The organism is Sulfobacillus sp. TH-112 (genome assembly GCF_057473405.1).
In genome coordinates, this window is record NZ_JBYCKN010000119.1 from 1 (window position 1) to 18,136 (window position 18,136).

General features: G+C 53.2%; 18 protein-coding genes and 1 tRNA gene. 5 read left to right on the plus strand and 14 right to left on the minus strand.

Features of this window, described 5'->3' with window-relative positions:
* Positions 1-251: 251 nt before the first annotated feature.
* Positions 252-1,157, minus strand: a complete 906-nt coding sequence (locus ACOJWD_RS08050) for a class I fructose-bisphosphate aldolase (RefSeq protein WP_486992708.1) — start codon at positions 1,155-1,157, stop codon at positions 252-254.
* 106 nt (positions 1,158-1,263) lie between these two features.
* Here ACOJWD_RS08050 and ACOJWD_RS08055 point away from each other — a divergent pair, with 106 nt between their 5' ends.
* Together ACOJWD_RS08055 and ACOJWD_RS08060 are read left to right on the plus strand one after the other, a co-directional pair.
* Positions 1,264-3,030 carry a M61 family metallopeptidase gene (locus ACOJWD_RS08055; RefSeq protein WP_486992709.1) on the plus strand — a complete coding sequence of 589 codons (1,767 nt, stop codon included), beginning with the start codon at positions 1,264-1,266 and terminating at the stop codon, positions 3,028-3,030.
* Between the two features lie 92 nt (positions 3,031-3,122).
* Complete coding sequence (locus ACOJWD_RS08060; protein WP_486992710.1) at positions 3,123-3,695, plus strand: HDIG domain-containing metalloprotein; 573 nt, start codon at positions 3,123-3,125, stop codon at positions 3,693-3,695.
* Positions 3,696-3,708: 13 nt separating this feature from the next.
* On the opposite strand, the gene ACOJWD_RS08065 is transcribed toward ACOJWD_RS08060, so the two are convergent.
* Genes ACOJWD_RS08065 through ACOJWD_RS08080 form a run of 4 tightly spaced genes read right to left on the minus strand, consistent with a single transcriptional unit; the run spans position 3,709 to position 6,464 of the window.
* Positions 3,709-4,119 (minus strand): DUF2203 family protein, encoded by a 411-nt coding sequence (locus ACOJWD_RS08065; protein WP_486992711.1) that lies wholly within the window; start codon positions 4,117-4,119, stop codon positions 3,709-3,711.
* Between the two features lie 10 nt (positions 4,120-4,129).
* Positions 4,130-4,675: a cob(I)yrinic acid a,c-diamide adenosyltransferase gene (locus ACOJWD_RS08070; RefSeq protein ID WP_486992712.1), complete on the minus strand. Its 546-nt coding sequence runs from the start codon at positions 4,673-4,675 to the stop codon at positions 4,130-4,132.
* A gap of 25 nt (positions 4,676-4,700) precedes the next feature.
* The gene (locus ACOJWD_RS08075; protein ID WP_486992713.1) at positions 4,701-5,537 is read right to left on the minus strand and encodes a hypothetical protein; all 837 of its coding nucleotides are present in this window, start codon (positions 5,535-5,537) and stop codon (positions 4,701-4,703) included.
* 54 nt (positions 5,538-5,591) lie between these two features.
* Complete coding sequence (locus tag ACOJWD_RS08080; RefSeq protein WP_486992714.1) at positions 5,592-6,464, minus strand: VanW family protein; 873 nt, start codon at positions 6,462-6,464, stop codon at positions 5,592-5,594.
* A 77-nt stretch (positions 6,465-6,541) separates the two neighbouring features.
* Between ACOJWD_RS08080 and ACOJWD_RS08085 the strand changes: the two genes are divergently transcribed.
* Entirely contained in the window at positions 6,542-7,831 is a 1,290-nt protein-coding gene (locus ACOJWD_RS08085; RefSeq protein ID WP_486992715.1) for a hypothetical protein, read from the plus strand.
* Positions 7,832-7,903: 72 nt separating this feature from the next.
* Complete coding sequence (locus tag ACOJWD_RS08090) at positions 7,904-9,064, plus strand: homoserine dehydrogenase (RefSeq protein WP_486992716.1); 1,161 nt, start codon at positions 7,904-7,906, stop codon at positions 9,062-9,064.
* Between the two features lie 21 nt (positions 9,065-9,085).
* Here the strand turns inward: ACOJWD_RS08090 and ACOJWD_RS08095 are convergent, their stop codons facing one another.
* From ACOJWD_RS08095 to ACOJWD_RS08120, 6 genes are read right to left on the minus strand one after another with little or no spacing between them, the layout of a single operon-like run.
* Positions 9,086-9,835, minus strand: coding sequence for a transglycosylase SLT domain-containing protein (locus ACOJWD_RS08095; protein WP_486992717.1), 750 nt, complete (start codon positions 9,833-9,835; stop codon positions 9,086-9,088).
* Positions 9,808-10,407, minus strand: coding sequence for a dephospho-CoA kinase (coaE, locus tag ACOJWD_RS08100; RefSeq protein WP_486992718.1), 600 nt, complete (start codon positions 10,405-10,407; stop codon positions 9,808-9,810). Before coaE ends, ACOJWD_RS08095 begins: the two co-directional genes overlap by 28 nt.
* Positions 10,408-10,434: 27 nt before the next feature.
* Positions 10,435-11,709, minus strand: coding sequence for an ABC transporter substrate-binding protein (locus tag ACOJWD_RS08105; protein WP_486992719.1), 1,275 nt, complete (start codon positions 11,707-11,709; stop codon positions 10,435-10,437).
* Positions 11,710-11,901 carry a hypothetical protein gene (locus ACOJWD_RS08110; RefSeq protein WP_486992720.1) on the minus strand — a complete coding sequence of 64 codons (192 nt, stop codon included), beginning with the start codon at positions 11,899-11,901 and terminating at the stop codon, positions 11,710-11,712.
* Positions 11,901-12,746, minus strand: coding sequence for a bifunctional DNA-formamidopyrimidine glycosylase/DNA-(apurinic or apyrimidinic site) lyase (gene mutM, locus ACOJWD_RS08115; RefSeq protein WP_486992721.1), 846 nt, complete (start codon positions 12,744-12,746; stop codon positions 11,901-11,903). The genes ACOJWD_RS08110 and mutM overlap by 1 nt, the downstream gene beginning before the upstream one ends.
* Positions 12,747-12,748: 2 nt before the next feature.
* Complete coding sequence (locus ACOJWD_RS08120; RefSeq protein ID WP_486992722.1) at positions 12,749-15,289, minus strand: DNA polymerase I; 2,541 nt, start codon at positions 15,287-15,289, stop codon at positions 12,749-12,751.
* An 89-nt stretch (positions 15,290-15,378) separates the two neighbouring features.
* On the opposite strand from ACOJWD_RS08120, the gene ACOJWD_RS08125 reads away from it, so the two are divergent.
* On the plus strand, positions 15,379-16,059 hold the full coding sequence (locus tag ACOJWD_RS08125; protein WP_486992723.1) for an alpha/beta fold hydrolase: 681 nt from the start codon (positions 15,379-15,381) through the stop codon (positions 16,057-16,059).
* Here the strand turns inward: ACOJWD_RS08125 and ACOJWD_RS08130 are convergent.
* From ACOJWD_RS08130 to glnA, 3 genes are all read right to left on the minus strand, one after another.
* Complete coding sequence (locus ACOJWD_RS08130) at positions 16,049-16,477, minus strand: helix-turn-helix domain-containing protein (RefSeq protein WP_486992724.1); 429 nt, start codon at positions 16,475-16,477, stop codon at positions 16,049-16,051. The genes ACOJWD_RS08125 and ACOJWD_RS08130 overlap by 11 nt on opposite strands.
* Positions 16,478-16,535: 58 nt before the next feature.
* A tRNA-Leu gene (locus ACOJWD_RS08135) sits at positions 16,536-16,623 on the minus strand.
* A gap of 46 nt (positions 16,624-16,669) precedes the next feature.
* Complete coding sequence (gene glnA, locus ACOJWD_RS08140; protein ID WP_486992725.1) at positions 16,670-18,085, minus strand: type I glutamate--ammonia ligase; 1,416 nt, start codon at positions 18,083-18,085, stop codon at positions 16,670-16,672.
* Positions 18,086-18,136: the final 51 nt, after the last annotated feature.

Sequence of the window (18,136 nt, forward strand, 5' to 3'; positions counted from 1 at the left end):
CGACATGCGGCCGTAACGGGGGCGAGGGAGCGGCAGTAGTGTCTGGGTTTGACCATGGTTTATGGGGCTCGTTGTATGCGGATTCCAACCATCGGCAGGGTCGCAGGTAGTCAATACGAACCGCATATTCCACCCTTGGCCTGTCGTGCTGGGAACGGAAGCTTGAGCCAAGAAACGAGAAAATCCAACTACGTCTTGCACATAGCCAATACAAAATAAAAATCCCCCAGAAACTGGGGGATGGTAACCGGTCAGTGGGATTCCGCCCCATACCGGTCTAGCAGGCTGTGAATGGAATGCGCCATGTGCATTGCCTCGCTGAACGATCGCTGCCAGACATTGCGTCCAAAGATGAGACCTGTGGCTCCCGCCTGAAGGCACGCTTCCGCCTTTTTTAGGGCGTCATCTTCCGCACCCCGTTCCCCTCCTGCGAAAATCACCAACGAATGGCCTGCGGACAAGATGACTTGTCGCAGCGCCGATTCGGTCGTCCACTCGCGTTGGTAGACTTTGGGCGCCTTCAGGAGCTTGTCCGCATCAATACGCGGCACATTCAACTTAATCACATCGGCCCCCAGCTCCTGGGCAACTCGTGCCGCATAGTCTACTGCATAAATGGTATCCTTACCTCCCTTAGCCTCAATATCGGTGCCTCGAGGATAGGCCCACACAATAATCGGCATGCCGTAACGATTCGCGTGAAGTCGTACGTCACGAAATTGCGCAAAGTCTTCGTCTTGACGCGAGGAACCGACATACAAAGTGTAGCCCACAGCATCCGCCCCCAAACGGACGGCATCTTCTACCGAGGCTGTCAGCGGCGACAAAGGTTCGGCATCCGAAGGAATTTCGGTCTTTCCGTTGAGCTTCAGAACCAACGGAATTTTTCCAGCATAGCTCGGATAGTACTTTTCCGCTAATCCAATCTGACACGCGATGGCTGAAAAGCGCCCCTCTACCGCCAAGCGAAACTGAAAATTGGGGTCTTGACTTTCGGGGGCTTCTAAGAAATCGCGGGGTCCATGCTCTAACCCCTGGTCAATCGGTAAAATCATTAGGGTGCCATTAGCTGGACCCGCATGGTATAGGAGACGACGCAGACGAGCCTTCTTACCTGTCATCAAATTGAGTTCGTCAATATCGGGACGATTTGCCACATTATCCATTCCTTTCCACAGCGCAGTAGGATATTCGTATCCTCATGGAAAAAATTGTACCATAGGTGAGGATACCTTTCCCCGACTACCGACAAAGGAGACTTTTATGTCATCTCATCGCCAAGTGATCTATCGTGTTAGTATGCCAAGTCCCGAAACACACTATTACCACGTCACCATGGAACTCCCATCATCTGGGCTTGAAGAGGTGGTTTTGTCGCTTCCTACCTGGACTCCGGGGTCCTATCTGATTCGCGAGTATGCCCGACACCTCGTACAGCTACGAGCTTGGGACGCCCACAAAACCCCGCTTTCCATCACGCCCAAAAATAAAGCTCAATGGATCATTCACCTGGGTAAGACGACGACTCGCCTTACTGTCGAATATGAGGTATATGCGTATGAACTTAGCGTCCGCACCAGCTACCTCGACAGACAATATGGGATCATCACAGGAACCTCGCTGTTTCTCTACGCAGACAACGGCAAGACGTGGCCCGTGGAGGTGATTATCGATCCGCCACCAGGATGGGATGTGGCTACCAGTTTGGAGACAATAGGGCCAGAGAAACACCACTACCAGGCTGATAGCTATGACACGTTGGTCGATTCTCCCATTCAGTTGGGTTCATTGACACAGACATCATTTCTTGTCGATAACGTAGAGCACATTCTCGTCATGGGCGGATTCGGCACCATCCCTAACCCTCCGGTCCAATTGATCGATCATCTGCGCCAAATTATTGCATGTACCGAGGCAATCTTCGGCTCTCTCCCCTACCCTCACTACCGATTCTTTGTCACCATATCGGACAAGGGTGGTGGGGGGCTCGAACATCGCAACGGAGCCAACATCATGGTCTCTCGCGATCTCTTTGAGAATCCCCGGCACTATCAACGACTATTGAGTCTTTTCGCCCATGAGTACTTTCATCTTTGGAACGTCAAACGTCTCAGGCCCGAGCAATTAGGGCCGTTTAATTATCAAGAGGAAGTCTATACATCCCTCTTGTGGGCCATGGAAGGCCTGACCGACTATTTCGCCCAATGGCTATTAGCCAAAAGTGGGGCCATTCCTGCCCGCGATGTCTTAGAACAGTGGGCGAAAAATCTCTATCAGCTCTCCCAAATGCCGGGACGCGAGTGGACCTCGCTCGCATCAGCTTCGCTGGAGGCATGGATTCGTCTCTACCGCCCTGACGCCAATACCCCCAACATCACCATTTCCTATTACCTCAAAGGAGCGCTGCTAGGCATCTTTCTCGATCTCCAATTGCGCGCGCAACGGGAGGAACACTCGGGACTTGATAGCATTTGGCGAAAGTTATGGGATACGTACGGCGACGCAGGATTCCCCGAGGAAGCCATCGAGAGTGTCATCAAAGAGATTGGGGGAGAGCCCCTATCTGACGCGCTGGACCGGTATGTTCATGGCACTGCATGGTTTGACGAAGATCTCTTGGCCACCGTCGGGTTAGCGATAGAAAAAACCTTTCAACATCCTGACGAACCCCACCCTGTCTGGATCGGCATCGAAACGATTGAGCGCGCCGGAAAGTTGTACGCCGCTACCGTCTATCGAGAAAGTCCCGGGGAACGTGCTGGGATCTCACCCGACGACGAAATTTTAGCCGTGAGCCAAGTACGGGTCTCCTCCCGAGACGAGTGGACAAAGGCCTTGCAGATTCACTCTACAGAGAGGGCACTCACAATGGATATTGCCCACCACGGAGCGATTGAACGGATCAGCGTCAGGCCCGAAGAATCACGTCCCGATCAATGGAAATTTGTGCCGATAGCGCAGAGAACCCGTGACCAAGAACAGGCTTTCCAAGCATGGCTCGGCCAACCATATCCGTTTGGTGAGTCATAATCCCATATAACAGTTGGCACGGGCCACAACACGCAAAATCCGGGCAGATGAACAAATAACCATGATGTCCTATAACGAAGGGAGCAACGTTAGTGGAGAGAATCCTACCATCGCGGGATCAGGCTCTCGCGATCTTGCACCAACATACAAGCAACCAGAATCTGGTCAAACATGGCTTGGCGGTGGAAGCCGTCATGCGCGCCATTGCCATAAGGCACCATCAGGATCCTGAGTTCTTCGGATTGGTCGGTCTCTTACATGACTTTGACTATGAAGAATACCCAGATATTGGTCAGCATACCATTGAAGGAGGGAGAATCTTGGCTAACGCAGGATTCCCCGACGCCATCATCCAAGCGATTCAGTCCCATGTCACCGAAAATGGCCTTTCACGGGATCAAGTGGTGGAAAAGGCGATATTTGCCGCTGACGAGTTAACGGGATTCGTCGTCGCAGTCACCTTAGTTCGACCCAGCCAAAGTTTATCCGAGGTCACTGCTCGCTCTGTCATCAAAAAATTAAAAGATAAAGGATTTGCTCGAGGGGTCAATCGCCAAGATGTCTATGAGGGCGTATCAGGGCTGGGTGAAGACCTAGACTCCTTTATTACCTTTATTGTCGAGACACTTAAGCCCCATGCCGAGGCATTAGGCCTTCATCCTTAGTCTAGTTGCGAAGTCAGTTCTGTGGCAATGGGCGTCGCCCAGCAAACCCTTCGTCGAGTCCGTGGTAAAAGGCCACCACGGGCTCGTCTTTTTTCCAGCACAAATAGACGTCAAGGCCCTCCACTGAAGAGGGAAAGTCCACGAGACCCGCCTCCACGTCGGTAACCCGGCATCCTCGTTGGTTAATAGTATTCAAAATCTGATTAGCCTTTGCCACAATTTCATCAAACTGCCGCTTGGTGGTTTGATAGTCTGCCATCATAATGAGACTACCGTCTGATCGATACCCTACTTCTCGCATGTCTCTCATTTCTTCATAGAGTTCCCGTGCGGCATGCTGCATCTCGCTCAATTCGTGGAGCTCTTCTCGGAGCTGAGGGAGGATGCTATTCACTTCGTCTAGACTGAACTGGCGCTGTTCCATGTCGCTCCTCCTAAAATTTTGCCGGTTCGTCGGCTATGCTGAAAGATGCATTAGCTGCGCGGGCAGCCACAAACAAGAAATCGGACAATCGATTAAGATATTTTAATTGCACACCATAACTTGAATCCTCGTCAAGAAAAGTGACCAAGCGGCGTTCGGCCCGCCGAATCACCGTACGCGCCAGATGCAACCATGCTGAAGCCTTGGTGCCTCCCGGTAAAATGAAGGTCTTCAGGGGAGTGAGCCCCTCCTCCAAGTCATCAATCCAGTGTTCAAGCTGATCCACGTCCACACTGGAAATGCGATTATCTCGACTATCCGCCAAATTGGAGAGATCGGCTCCCAAAGCAAACAGGCGATTTTGGATCTGCAATAGCATCGCGTCTAAACGGGTATCGCCCAAGTTTTCGGTTCGAGCCATTCCCAACAATCCATTGGCCTCATCAACGGTCCCATATGCTTCCACACGCAGAGAATCCTTACGAGTCCGCTTCACCCCGGCCTTGCCCCATAGGGAGGTCTCACCCATGTCTCCGCTTTTGGTGTAAATTTTCATGCTTCGCACCCCTTGTATCTCTATTTTACCCTATCCTGGCCACTTGATTGTAGACCAGAATAATGGTCCCGACAGTCATTAAGCTCGCCGCCGTAATGCGTCGACGGACATCTCCTTCATGCAACCATATCAGCCCCGCCATCGTCGCCAATATCCCCGCCCCGGCCGATATCGCTTCGACGGCCGTCGCTGTCATTCGACCGAGTAGCTCGAGCACCGTCAAGTAGGCCGTGCCATTGGCCACGGACGCAAGCACGGCCCAATTCGGGCGCAGTCGAGCACTCGAGATCACTTCAGGCCACAAGCCATAGAGCGTGATCGGCACGCTTAACCACACCATCACCGAGCTAAACAAACTAGCCGCGTAAGGAAGCTCCGGTAACCCTTGATTGTGTACATCCAGTAGTCGCCCTGAGGCCAAGGCCACATCACTTAACAGCATCCATATCACCGCAGGACGCCCCCCTTTGGAGGACGGCAAAAATAACAGCGCTCCCATCACAAAGCTAGCGATCGCCACAATCGAGGCGACATCCCAGCGCGGGTTGAGAAGAAAAAGAATCACCGTGGTGGCGTTAGCAAAGGTACTGACGATGCTCACTGGTCCTGCGGCCAGAGCCGCCGTATATAAGGCATACGAGACGGCATAAATAGCCCCCGGCCAAAAAGCCTGCCATAGAAATTGGGACTGACCGATGATAAGAACAATGACCCACAAAAACGCAGCGGCGCCTCCGTAGGCCACCGCTGTGGTTGCTAAAACCGACCGTTCGCGTCCCAATTGAGAAAAGGCGATGCGTTCTGTGGACAACGCCACAAGCCTTATGACAATCACGAATGCCAGTCCTAATCCTATACTCAATCCGCCTCACTCCTCGTCCATCCTTATGAGGAGCGATCGGGCTTTCATGACACGTTAATGCGACTTCAGGGTGCCGACTTCCACAATTCGTGGGCTGGGGCGATAACGGTCAATTCCGAGATTTTTAATTTCTGTTCCCGATGGGGTTTTGATTTCGAGCCAGGTTTTGACTTTTACTCCCTTCTGTCCCGGAGCCAAGACTTTTTCCTCCCCCGCCTTTAAGGTGTGATTGTATTGGGTCACCGTTCGATAGGGATACTCCTCCAAAATCTGGTGTTTGACCACAATTTCCGGGCCTGGGGTGGCTCCATAAATACTCACCGTGAGATGGCGGTCGGCAGCGTGGGCAGCAATGAGAATCGGGGTGCTACGATTATTTCGAAAACGAAAATTGAGATAGTCGGAAGCCACCGTCGCATCTTCTCCGGGTGGCAAGTAAGGCACCGTCAGCCCATGCTGATGCCGTTCTAAAATGGGAAGACCAGTACGCAGTAGCGCCGAGTACAAGGTGCTGGATCCTTGGCAGACACCTCCCCCAATTGAGGGCACAATGCGATCGCCGACAAACATTCGCCCCCAGCCAAAGCCGTTTTCTGTGGTATACGGCCCCACCCGATCATAATACGAGAATACGGCTCCCGGGGGAACCACCGTCCCATTTAAGCGCCGCGCCACCAGTTCAATATTCTTCCCTTGAGACGGCGTCGCGTGATAGTAATTGGTGGTTCGCGTCGCGAGCATATAGGGCAACTTCATTTCTCGCGCCTGCGCTTCACCCGGCAATTTTTCCGCGACCACTGGCGCCTCGCGCCCTGGCACCTTTTCCACCTGCGCCCAAAGCCGCCCACCGTGAGGCGCTAAAAACGCTGGTGCCGGTGTGTTAGGCACCATTAACAACCACAATCCGAGAAGCCATACCCGTACCACATCATCACTCCTTTGCGAATGCTCGGTTCCCTGCCGTGTAAAGCTAGGATATAGACTGCAAAGAAAGTGGGAGAATTATGCATTCGAAAACCCGATGGGCAGCGCTCTTAGCAATTGTGATACCTTTCTTTTTGCTGCTCCTCAACCCTAGCCGCTATCGTGTGCCTCTCAGCATCCGCTACGCCCACCAACATTGGAATTGGACGCTCGCCAACGGTCAACGCGGATGGGCCACGCTCAATGGGCACGACCTCTTCCAACGCCGTGTTCCCCATGCTGGATGGTTCCAACCACAATTCCAATGCGCCGAGTTCGTGGGCCGGTCACTGGCCGCTGGGGGTGTTCCGATCCCCTTAGTCTCTCAACAGAGTCCACGTTGGCCCGTACTCGTAAATGTGGATCGACTCAGTTACTTTCTGTTGACTCGCGGTTTTGCTCAGGTGATTCCTCTAAGTGCCCTTCAGCCCGGAGATATGGTGCTATTTCGCTATGCTCATCTTGGTCAATCAGCCTCTCCAACCGTATGGTCACATACCGCCCTGATCGTGCACGCTCACCCGCTTTTAGTTGATGCGCACAACACCGCCGAGAACAACTTGCCGTTAGCTGTGCTGTCACGCCCGGCGTGGGAGTTAGAGGCACTGCAGCTCTCCGGTGACGCCGCCACAGCCATCCCTAAAGCCTCGTTAAAATCGGGTGAAGAGGTCGCGATCGCCTGGCGCGATTTGTGGTCCTCCACTGGTACCCATCTTTTCTGGGGAGAAATCTATCGAGTCAAACATGCTGGTCTCACTGCGGTCACCCTCTTTCAGGTACCGGGCACGGTCCCGACCATCGCGCTCAGCCCAGTAGCGTCTACCCCCACCCTATCCACTCCTGCTGGGCCAGCCGTGGTGTTAGGCGTGACCCCACAGGGAGCCCCTATGGTGGCAACCGCTAAAGGCCCAATTCCCCGGTGGACGGGCCATCCTTATGTACCCACACTGCCACGCCAGGTCCACGCGTGGCACCCACGGCCCCCCGCAGCCGTCAAACTGTTGGTGACGACGCATCTTAGCCCGGTCCCCGGATATACCACTATCGCCAAAGCATTCATTCCGCGAGGAAGCTATAGTGTGATGGATGCCACGGTCACCATAGGTGACAGAGCGTATGCGCAGCTCGAGTGGAGAGGCGCCCAGCAAGGACTCGGTTACGTGCCGCTCCAGGACCTTCAGCGGGTTTCTTTACCCATAACGATACTGCAGCATCCCATCAAAGTCCTCAGTCCCACCGGCGCGCCGCTCACCCTGCCCCACGGAATGGCCGTAGTCCGTAAAAACCATCGGGATGCCTATGCCGGTCGGTTCCTATCCCCGCTCACATAGATTGCCAACCACGCTAGGCTTGTCTAGTATAGAAAGCGGCTTTGAGAGAACACTCAGACGAGGAGAGTGGCTGTGCATAAGGTAAACATAGGACTACTGGGCTTTGGCACCGTAGGTCAAGCTGTGGCCACCTTGTGCCATGACTTTGACGGCGTTCACTATGCTATCACGCGGGCGTTAGTACGAGATATCACCAAGGTGCGATCAGTCAGTTCCATTCCTTTGACCCAAGACCCGTACGATATGATACATGATCCCAACATCCATTTGCTCGTTGAAGCTAGTGGAGGAAAAGAGCATCCCAGAGAGTGGATTCTAGATGCGCTCCGCAACGGCAAGGCGGTGGTCACCGCCAACAAGGAAGTGATGGCCTATCATGGTCCAGAGCTGCTTCTCGAAAGCATCAGGAATAAAACCTTTCTCGGATATGAAGCCAGTGTCGGTGGAGGGATTCCGATATTGGAACCGCTTTCGCGCCACCTCTCGTCGGCACCCATTGACCGCATATACGGAATCGTCAATGGCACATCCAATTATCTTTTGACCGCAATGAGTCGCGGAGCATCGTTCGAAGCGGTATTGCACGAGGCCCAATTACAAGGCTATGCCGAAGCCGATCCCACGGCGGACATCGAGGGGCACGACGCCGTGAGAAAACTGGTACTGCTCATCCACCTAGGCATGGAGCGCTGGGTGCATCCTGACCACATCGCCGTGTCTGGTGTTAAGCCCTGGTCTCCCCAGCTATTCCGACGCCTCGCTCGGGCAGGCTATGTTCTGCGACAGGTAGCCATCGCTGAGCGCATTCACGGGGACCAAGTGGCGGCCCAAGTATCCCCTATGGCGGTACCCATGCATAGTCTTCTCGGCCAATTGCAAGGTACCACCAACGGCATCGGCGTATTCAGTGCAGCGGGCCATTACTGGGCCCAAGGCCCAGGAGCGGGCGGCCTCGCGACCGCGACCAGCATTTGGGCAGACATTCGCCGCAGTCAAGAGCTTCGGTCCATCACGGATGATAATCTAGATCGTGAGAAAGTGGCCATGGCACCGCCTGTTAACCTCCCCATTCTGGCGATAGCGGAGGACGAAGACCGTGCACTAGCACTAAGGCCAAATGACATTTATCCACTCAGTTCAGATCATAGTCTCGTCTTGGGATCACACCCTGTCGAGGACGGCGTATTCATCTTCCCAGTGCTATCGACCGAAAGCAAACCTGCAGCGGAGTAAATGCTCCGCTGCAGCCGAGGGTTAAGTCCGGGCTAGCTCTTCTTCAGCAAGGCGAATTGCCTCGCGCACCAAGTTTCCACACTGTCTGGCAGGCACCCCACCCCAGCCTTCTTGGCGCACGATGTCATCAATACCGAGACGCTCACTCAGCTTAAGTTTTGTTTCTTCCGACATCACTTTTGCCGTCGAAACCACCCCCCGTGGGAAGTGTTTACTAAACCGCAACCAGAAATACATGACTGCATACGCACGTTCAAAGTCTTTCACACGTCGCACAAAGTTGCGGGTTTCCGGATACGGGATGGGGTTAAAGGACCGCTGGGAGGGGCTCAAGACCCCGGATTGCAGCCACCGATCAACCGTTTCGGGACCGCCATTATAGGCTGCGAGGGTCAGTGTCATATTATTGTTGAATCGTGCTTTCAGGTAATTCAAGTACCAGGTTCCAAGAGCGATATTGGTGGAGGGATGCGTCAATGGTGGGACAGTGGTCCATTGCATCTTTCGGGCTATCCAATCGCCGGTCGTTGGCATCAATTGCATGAGGCCTACTGCCCCGCGACGGCTTACGACCGCCGGTCGAAAACGGCTCTCCACTCGGATAACCGCGGCAACCAAATAGGGATTGAGCGCATTCTTTCCTGCCGCCGCCATCACCTCGGTTTGATACGGGAAGGGCGCCCAAGAATATAAAAATCCGATCGCCATCATGACGACCACAATGATAATCAACCGAAAGCGGACTACTCGCCGGACGCGACGTTTTGCCATAACGTATGAACCACTTCCTCCACGTTCTTCCAAGGGCCCCGATTATCGATGACCTGATCGGCATAGCGCAATTTATCTTTCAAGGGCATTTGGGCCCGTACTCGTTGCCAGGCTGCCTCTTCGCTAATGCCATCGCGCCGCTGTATGCGCTCCACCTGATCATCGGGATCCACGTAGACCACCCACACCAGATCCACAATTTGGTAGAGACCGCCTTCGATGAGCAGCGGGACATCGAGCACGGCGATCGACTCTCCTCGTTCCCTGGCCATCTTAATCTGCTGGCGAATTTCGGCTTGTACGGCCGGGTGGACAATGTGATTGAGTCTCTCTCGGTCCTGAATATTACCAAACACAACATGTCCCAGCCGCTTACGGTCAAGTTCCCCATCGCTCTTTAGCATCGCCCATCCGAATGCCTCTCGAATCTGGTGCCAGACTACCGCACCACGACGTTCCAGGTGGTGCGTGATCTTGTCTGCATCAATGACATAGGCCCCATAGCTCTCCAGCAGTCGGCTCACAGAGCTCTTGCCGCTACCGATGCCTCCGGTCAGTCCTAGAAGCTTCACCCGTCATCCACCCCTCCCTGATCGTAATCACTTGAGACGAATGCTATGCCAACGTAAGCTGCCGTTAGACGACAAAGAGAGCCCACCGATATTGGACGACACCAACCAATACGACCGCGCCGGCACCAAGGGAACCTCTACCGACGAGTGAAACCAATTCACTTCACCAATATAGGCGCCAATCCGTCCACTTTGAGCGAGATGCTTGAGCGTCGTGGCAGAGACCATGACGTATGACACCTTAGTGGGTTCTAAACTCTTCAAGGTCTTTGCCAACTGTATCGCATCGGGTTGATTGGCATTGACATAGACCGTCATCGGACGACCTTCGGGCACGTGACTCGGCCACACCGTACTCTCGGCACGCAGTCCACCCAAACTGCGAGCCACCCAATGCGAGATTTTTACGGCAGGATAAGCAGAAATACCATGCGCTCCAGACCGGTAGTACAGCGACAAGGTGCCCCCTGACCCTAGGGCGCGAAGGTTGCCGCGAGCCGACTTCGGAACCGCATTGAGTTGTGCTGCTTGAACCGGAACCACGTTCACACCTTGATTGCGAAAACTCTGTAGCGCCTCAGTAAAGGATTGGTATACCGTAAGTGTGATGTCTTTGGGTCCTCGACCGGACACCTTCGAAAAGGTGAGAAATCCATTAGGCATCCAATTACTCAATTGATATCCTCCGGTGCCAAAGAGATTGGTTAATTGCCAATTACTGCCCCCCTGTGTCATATCGGTGGTGGGCACTATCGACAATGCGGGATTGGCCAAGTTCCGTAAAAATGCGGTAGTAACGGGTCGTTTCAACTGAATGGCTAATGTAGATTCATCGATCACCGTCACTCCACGGAGATACGTCGACTTTCCCGCCATCACCGCCGAACTGCCTTTGACCTCGTGTAACAAGGTCGCCGCCGTCGCAGAATGAACCGATGGCCACAATGGGCGACTCAAGGCGCCCGCAACCATCGCCGCGGTCACCGTGGCTCCCGAGGCGACTTTCTCTTTGCCCAACACCAAGGTTATCGTGGTGCCAGAAATGGTGTAACGAGTGACCAAATTGGGCTGCACCGTGCCATTCGCCGTCACCACGAACAAAGGTGAAAAGATATTAGTATCCACCGCCCAATCGCTGGTGGTCGCGGCTAAGGCAGGATCCAAGGTATTCGGGTTTTGAAAGATTGCTTCGCTTACGGTATGGCTAGGTGTTGCCGGAATCGTGTGCTTTGGTGTGGTAATTAAAAGTGCGGGAACCAGCGCAAGAACCAACAATAACCACGGCCACCATCGTCCCTTCATTTACGCTCTCTTCCCTGGCAATTGCTCAATTTGCTGTCCGGTTAAATCGGTTTCAGCAATGATGTCAAGCTTAAACTGACCTTCTAAGGGCACCAGTTCAATTTCTCCTCGGACACCCCATCGATCCCACAGCAACTCAACCGTCTCTTGTGCCAGTTGTTCCGATTCGAATAGTAAACTCCACTTTTGCATCATCGTTCCCCCTTAATTTTTACCGGTGTCGCCGGCTGACAAGTGGGACAATAGTGGCTCGAGCGTCCCCCAATGACGAGTCGCGCTATCCCCTGACCACATCGACGACACGGCGCCCCCTCGCGGCCATAAACGGCTAGATAATCTTGATTCTCACCGGGATGTCCTAAGGCATCCACATAATCGGAAAACGAGGTGCCTCGGTGAGCAATCGAGGCTCTTAGTACCTTCTTAATGGCGCGCACCAACCGTTTTGCCTCCGTGACGTCCAGGCCACCCGCCGAGCGTAATGGATGAATTTTGGCATCATAGAGGGCCTCATCGGCATAAATATTGCCCAGTCCGGCCACCAACGTTTGATTGAGAAGAGCCGTTTTCACCGCGACCTTGCGTCCTTTGAATATCGTAAGCAACGCCTCCCCGCCAAATGCCGGGGACAGTGGTTCGATTCCCATCGAGCCTCTCTCGGGACTTCCCACAGGAACCCAAGCAATACGGCCAAACCGCCGTGGATCGCTCAATCGCACTTCGCTCTCCCCTAAGCTCACAATGAGATGCGTATGAGCCCGCAGCGGGGCGTCTGGTGAGTCTACCACCAGCCGGCCACTCATTCCCAAATGCACCAATAACGCATCCCCCGAGGCTAATCCCAAAAAGAGAAACTTACCCTTGCGCGTCATTGTATCAAATACTTGGCCGGTCAGTCGCTGCCGAATATCTCCAGCGGCCAACGGAGAGCGTTTAACCATTCTTTCATCCAAATGCGGCACGGCAACCACTGACTTACCGACAATAGCACTCTCTAAATAGCGTCGAATGGTCTCGACTTCTGGAAGCTCGGGCACAGCTATTCATCTCCCAGAAAATGCATAGATTCCCAATTGTCCCCCGATTTAAACTCCACCACCAAGGGCACGGTTAACGTCATCGCTTCCGTCATGTTGGTGCGAGCCAGACCCACTAACGACGGTAATTCGTCAGGAAAGGCATCCCAAATCAGTTCATCATGCACTTGCAGCATCATGACACTCTTAAAGGACTCTTCATGCATGCCTTCTTCAATGCGCAGCATTGCTACCTTCATTAAATCCGCCGCACTGCCTTGGATCACGGTATTGGTCGCCATGCGCTCTGCATACTGGCGCCGCACATGATTCTTGGACAGAATTTCCGGAAGCAGCCGCCGCCTGCCTAAGATGGTCGTGACATAACCGTCGCGCGCGGCCCCAGCAATAATCTCCTCGAAGTAACTCTTAAGCTTGGGGTATCGAGCGTAGTATCGCGTAATGTAATCTTTAGCTTCGGTCCGAGAAACCCCGGTATCCCGTGACAGGCCAAAGTCCGAGATTCCATAAATGATGCCAAAGTTCACGGCTTTGGCACGACTTCGCCAAGTCGCGTCCACCGAATCCAAGGGAATATTGAAAATTTCCGAGGCCGTCCGACGATGAATATCCTCACCGTCCACAAACGCTTGGATCAGATTCTCATCTCCAGAAAGATGGGCCAGTATACGCAGTTCGATTTGTGAATAATCGGCCGCTAACAGCGTGCGTTCCGATGACGGAACAAAAACCTCGCGAACCCGTCTCCCGACCGGCAATCGAATCGGGATATTTTGTAAATTCGGATCGCTTGACGAAAGACGCCCTGTCGCCGTCACGGTCTGATGATAGGTGGTATGAATGCGCATATCATCCTCAATGAGGGGCAAAAGTCCGTCGACATAAGTGCCTTGCACCTTCATCAATTGCCGATACAGCAATATTTTTTCCACAATCGGATGCAGTGGCTTCAAGCTTTCCAACGTCTCTGCGTCCGTCGAATAGCCGGTCTTGGTCTTTTTCATGGTCGGCAGATGCAATCGCGAAAATAGTACCTCGCCTAATTGCCGCTGCGAGTTAATATTAAATGGTTCTCCCCCACTGAGCTCATAAATCTCTTGTTCCAATTCCCCTAGGGATTTTTTCAATTCCTCGCCTAGATCGCTTAGGCGCCCACGATCCACCAGTATTCCCCATGCTTCCATTGATGCCAGTATCCGAGCTAAAGGAAGCTCCACATCACAATAGAGCCCCTCCATCTCCCACTCTTTGAGCTTTAAAAATTGGCGATCGGTTAACGCACTCACCGCCACCGCCATGGCCCCGTCTCCGCTCACGTGAAAGCGCGACTCCCGCATCAGACCCTCAATGGCATATTCTCGTCGTTCCGAATCAATAAGATAGGCTTCAATCTTGACGTCACGAACAAAGTGAGGAAGCGGACGCTTTTCTTTGAGCAATCCGCGATAGATCTCCTTCACGCCCCATCCAGCTAGTTGGACCGGGGCAGAAGGAAAATCCCCAGGTACTCGTTTCACGATTTCATTCGTCCCGGGATGATAGATCCATAACGCGTCTTCCTCTCCAAAGGTGCCGTAAATCACCTCGCTCGACCAGGAAAAAGTCTCTTCATCCACCAGTTGAGGAGCGGCCAAGAGCTCGCCTGACTCCACGTCCAAATCGGGCTTCTCGGTTGCCTCCATGCCCAGCTTTTTTTTGAGCGAGTACAACTCCCATTCCTCTAAATATTGACTCACAGTCTGGTCGACTCGCCACCGAAATGGTTCTTTTTCCTGTGGAGTCCAATCAATCGGCACGGTGGTCACAATGGTCGCTAAATCGCGATAGCGTCGAGCTTCCTCTTCGTGACCGATCAGAGCCTTTTGCCATCGAGCGCTGGTTAATTCATCGAGGTGGGCGACTAAATTTTCGACCGTTCCATACGCTTCGATTAAGGCCAGAGCCGACTTTTGACCAATGCCTGCCACTCCCGGAATATTATCCGAACTGTCCCCCATCAGTCCCTTTAAGTCAGGGACCTGTTCCGGAAAAACGCCCATCTTTTGCTTGACTCCGGCCCGGTCCAGTCGGTCCAGGTCGCTAATCCCAGACCGGGAGGTCAAGAGGATGGTAATACCGTCTCTCGCAAGTTGCAGCAAATCACGGTCCCCCGTCACAATCAGGGACTGGTACCCTTCCTCTAATCCTCGCAGCGCCAACGTGCCAAGGGTGTCATCCGCTTCAAATCCTGGCACCGCAAGCACCGGAACCCCTAATTTCGACAACAGTTCCAGCACCACCGGCACTTGCTGGCGAAATTCATCGGGCGCCTCCAGACGTTGAGCCTTGTAGAGAGGATACTGCTCGTGACGAAATGTCGGCTGGGGCGCGTCAAACACCACCATCAGTCGATCCGGCCGCTCTTCCTCGGTAATGCGCACCAGCATGGCGGTGAACCCATGAACAGCCCCGGTGGGTGCTCCCGATCGAGTCGTCAAAGGCGGCAAGGCATGATACGCCCGAAATAATAGGCTATATCCATCAATTAATAATTGGGTCGGCATTCGTTGGCGAGGTCTCCTTAAATGATATAGTCTATGTTAGCAAATTCCTAGCATTGGGGACAAGCATCTAAAGGAGATAGAGTATTCTCATGTCGCACTGGTACCTCATTCATGGCGCCGCCTCAAGCCGTCTCACCTGGTCACGCCAATTAAAAGTTCTGCCCTCGGTCACTCGCGCTGAACTGCCACATTTTCCGGATACCGACGCCCAAGACCTCTTGGCGCAACTCACCGAGTGGTGTCTTCGCGATCTCAAGCAACCGTCAGTGATTGTCGGCCACTCTATGGGCGGCGCCATTGCCCAATTGATGGCGCTTAGGGCGCCCCATATGGTGGAAGGGCTGGTGCTGGTCGGCACCGGTCCCCATCTCCCGGTCAATCCCGCTCTCATTGATGCTTTGCGCGCTGATCCACAGGCAGCGCTTCAACGCATCGTCAAGTTGTCGTTGTCCAAAAATCCAGAGGAGAACCTTCTGCAAAACAGCGTGCAACAAGCCAGCCAGATTGATACCGATCGTGCCTATCACGAATTTCTAGCGTGCACCTTTTTTGATGTCCGCGCGCAACTACCGTTAATTTCTGGTCCAAAAGTGATCATCACCGGTGCCGATGATCGGATGACGCCATCCTCTCTCACCCAAACATTTCTCGCCTCATGGCCCGGAGCGCCATACTACACCATCAAGGACGCCGGGCATATGATGATGCTGGAACAACCCGAGCACTTTAACAACATTCTGCTTGAAATTGCCGAACAGTTTAATTGGTAGGCCGCCGTTTAAGATTAATGGACACGGTCAATGGTTGAGAACGACCCTTGGGCTGCTGAAACTCTCCCTGCCAACGATAGAACAGCGCACGTAGTTCGTTGACGAGTTGACCCGTCTCGGCAATAGAGAGCCACAAGGTCTCTTCAAGAGATAACCATTCTTCCCCTGCATGGGACAAAGGTTCAAGGGATGGGCTCTGTAGTGCACGATAGCGCTTTTCGTCATCCGTTTCATCTACCGCCACCAGTTCTCCTTCCACTAACCGTTGCAAATGGTAATGGGCATTACCCACCGAGGCGCCCAATATCACCGCCACCTGTTTAGCCGTTTTTGCCTCACCAGCAATGGTGTGTAAGATTTTTTGGCGTAGTTCGTTGGCTAAGAGCTTTTGCTGTTCTACGGTCAAACCCGAGTCCATCTATCGTCGCCTCCTCTAGACAACAAAGCGGCCTCTGACATAGAGGCCGCTAATCTTTTGGTGCCGAAGGCCGGACTTGAACCGGCACGAGGGGTAACCTCACGCGATTTTGAGTCGCGCGCGTCTGCCTATTCCGCCACTCCGGCGCCGACTAACCTATTATACCGAAAACGCTATCGAGATTCAACACTTTTAGCTATTAAAATACAGTTCAAACTCCATCGGATGCGGACGCAGATTCACCACATCTACCTCATTCTTACGTTTGAACTCAATCCAAGTTTGCACCAAATCCTCCGTAAACACGTCGCCCTCCAAGAGCCACTGGTAGTCATTGCTCAAATTATCTAGCGCTTCTCCCAGCGATCCCGGCACACTCTTGATCTCACCAAGTTCTTCTGGACTCAAGGCGTAGATGTTTCGATCGAGCGGTCCGTATCCCAACTGACGCGGATCCATTTTGTTTTTAATCCCATCCAGCCCGGCCATTAAAATCGCTGCGAAAGCTAAATACGGATTTGACGTCGCGTCGGGGGTGCGGAATTCCACGCGGCTTGCCTGAGGGGTCTTGGTCTTCGGAATCCGCACGGCTGCTGATCGATTGCCATGAGAAAAGACAATGTTGACCGGCGCCTCATAACCCGGTACTAAGCGGCGATAGGAATTGGTTGACGGATTGGTGAGCGCCAATAAGGCTGGAGCATGGTGCAAAACGCCTCCGATATAGTGCAACGCCAGGTCCGATAGGTGTGCATACCCTGACTCCTCGTAGAATAACGGCTTGCCGTCTTTCCACAACGATTGATGCACATGCATGCCGTTGCCATTGTCACCATAAATTGGCTTTGGCATAAAGGTCACGGCTTTGCCGTGTTGATAAGCCACGTTATTCAACACATATTTATACATCATGACCGTGTCGGCTTGGCGAACCAAGGTGTTAAACCGCAAGTCAATCTCCCCTTGCCCTCCGCTCGCCACTTCATGGTGATGCATTTCGACACGTATGCCGAACTCCTGTAACGCTTTCACCATGGCGGTCCGCACATGATGGGTTTGGTCTACCGGACTCGGCGGAAAATACCCCTCTTTGGGGCGGATGGTAAGGCCCAAGCCGCCTTCTTTTCCGGAGTTCCAATGGCCTTCCGAAGAATCCACCTGATAAAAGGATTCATGGCCAGAGTTTAAGAACCGCACCGAATCAAAGAGGAAAAACTCTAATTCCGGACCCCAGAATGAGGTGTCGGCAATCCCTGTAGACTTGAGATATTCTTCTGCATTGCGCGCTACGCGGCGAGGATCCCGTTGATAAGGCACGCCATCTGGATCGGTCACATCACAAATGATGCTCAGCGTAGGCACGTTATGAAATGTATCAACGACTGCTGTTTCCGGGTCAGGCACCATAATCATGTCGCTTTCTTCGATTCCGCGAAAACCACGAATACTAGACCCATCAAAAGGAATTCCATGAGACAATGTCTCTTGATCAATCTCGGATACTGGAAGCGTCACATGTTGCCATCGCCCCGGCACGTCGATAATGTGAAAATCTACCATCTCAATATTTTTTTCCTTAATCAAACGCAGAACATCGTCTACCTTCACAAACGTCCCTCCCACATCAGCTAAAATCTCGTCAGGTTTTCCGCTACTACC

Excerpts from the sequence above, each read along its gene's own strand:
- ACOJWD_RS08120 (WP_486992722.1), bottom strand. The coding sequence starts at position 15,289 with ATGCCGACCCAATTATTAATTGATGGATATAGCCTATTATTTCGGGCG.
- ACOJWD_RS08125 (WP_486992723.1), top strand. The coding sequence starts at position 15,379 with ATGTCGCACTGGTACCTCATTCATGGCGCCGCCTCAAGCCGTCTCACC.
- ACOJWD_RS08055 (WP_486992709.1), top strand. The coding sequence starts at position 1,264 with ATGTCATCTCATCGCCAAGTGATCTATCGTGTTAGTATGCCAAGTCCC.
- ACOJWD_RS08110 (WP_486992720.1), bottom strand. The coding sequence starts at position 11,901 with ATGCAAAAGTGGAGTTTACTATTCGAATCGGAACAACTGGCACAAGAG.
- ACOJWD_RS08130 (WP_486992724.1), bottom strand. The coding sequence starts at position 16,477 with ATGGACTCGGGTTTGACCGTAGAACAGCAAAAGCTCTTAGCCAACGAA.
- ACOJWD_RS08085 (WP_486992715.1), top strand. The coding sequence starts at position 6,542 with ATGCATTCGAAAACCCGATGGGCAGCGCTCTTAGCAATTGTGATACCT.
- ACOJWD_RS08095 (WP_486992717.1), bottom strand. The coding sequence starts at position 9,835 with ATGGCAAAACGTCGCGTCCGGCGAGTAGTCCGCTTTCGGTTGATTATC.
- ACOJWD_RS08070 (WP_486992712.1), bottom strand. The coding sequence starts at position 4,675 with ATGAAAATTTACACCAAAAGCGGAGACATGGGTGAGACCTCCCTATGG.
- ACOJWD_RS08105 (WP_486992719.1), bottom strand. The coding sequence starts at position 11,709 with ATGAAGGGACGATGGTGGCCGTGGTTATTGTTGGTTCTTGCGCTGGTT.
- ACOJWD_RS08065 (WP_486992711.1), bottom strand. The coding sequence starts at position 4,119 with ATGGAACAGCGCCAGTTCAGTCTAGACGAAGTGAATAGCATCCTCCCT.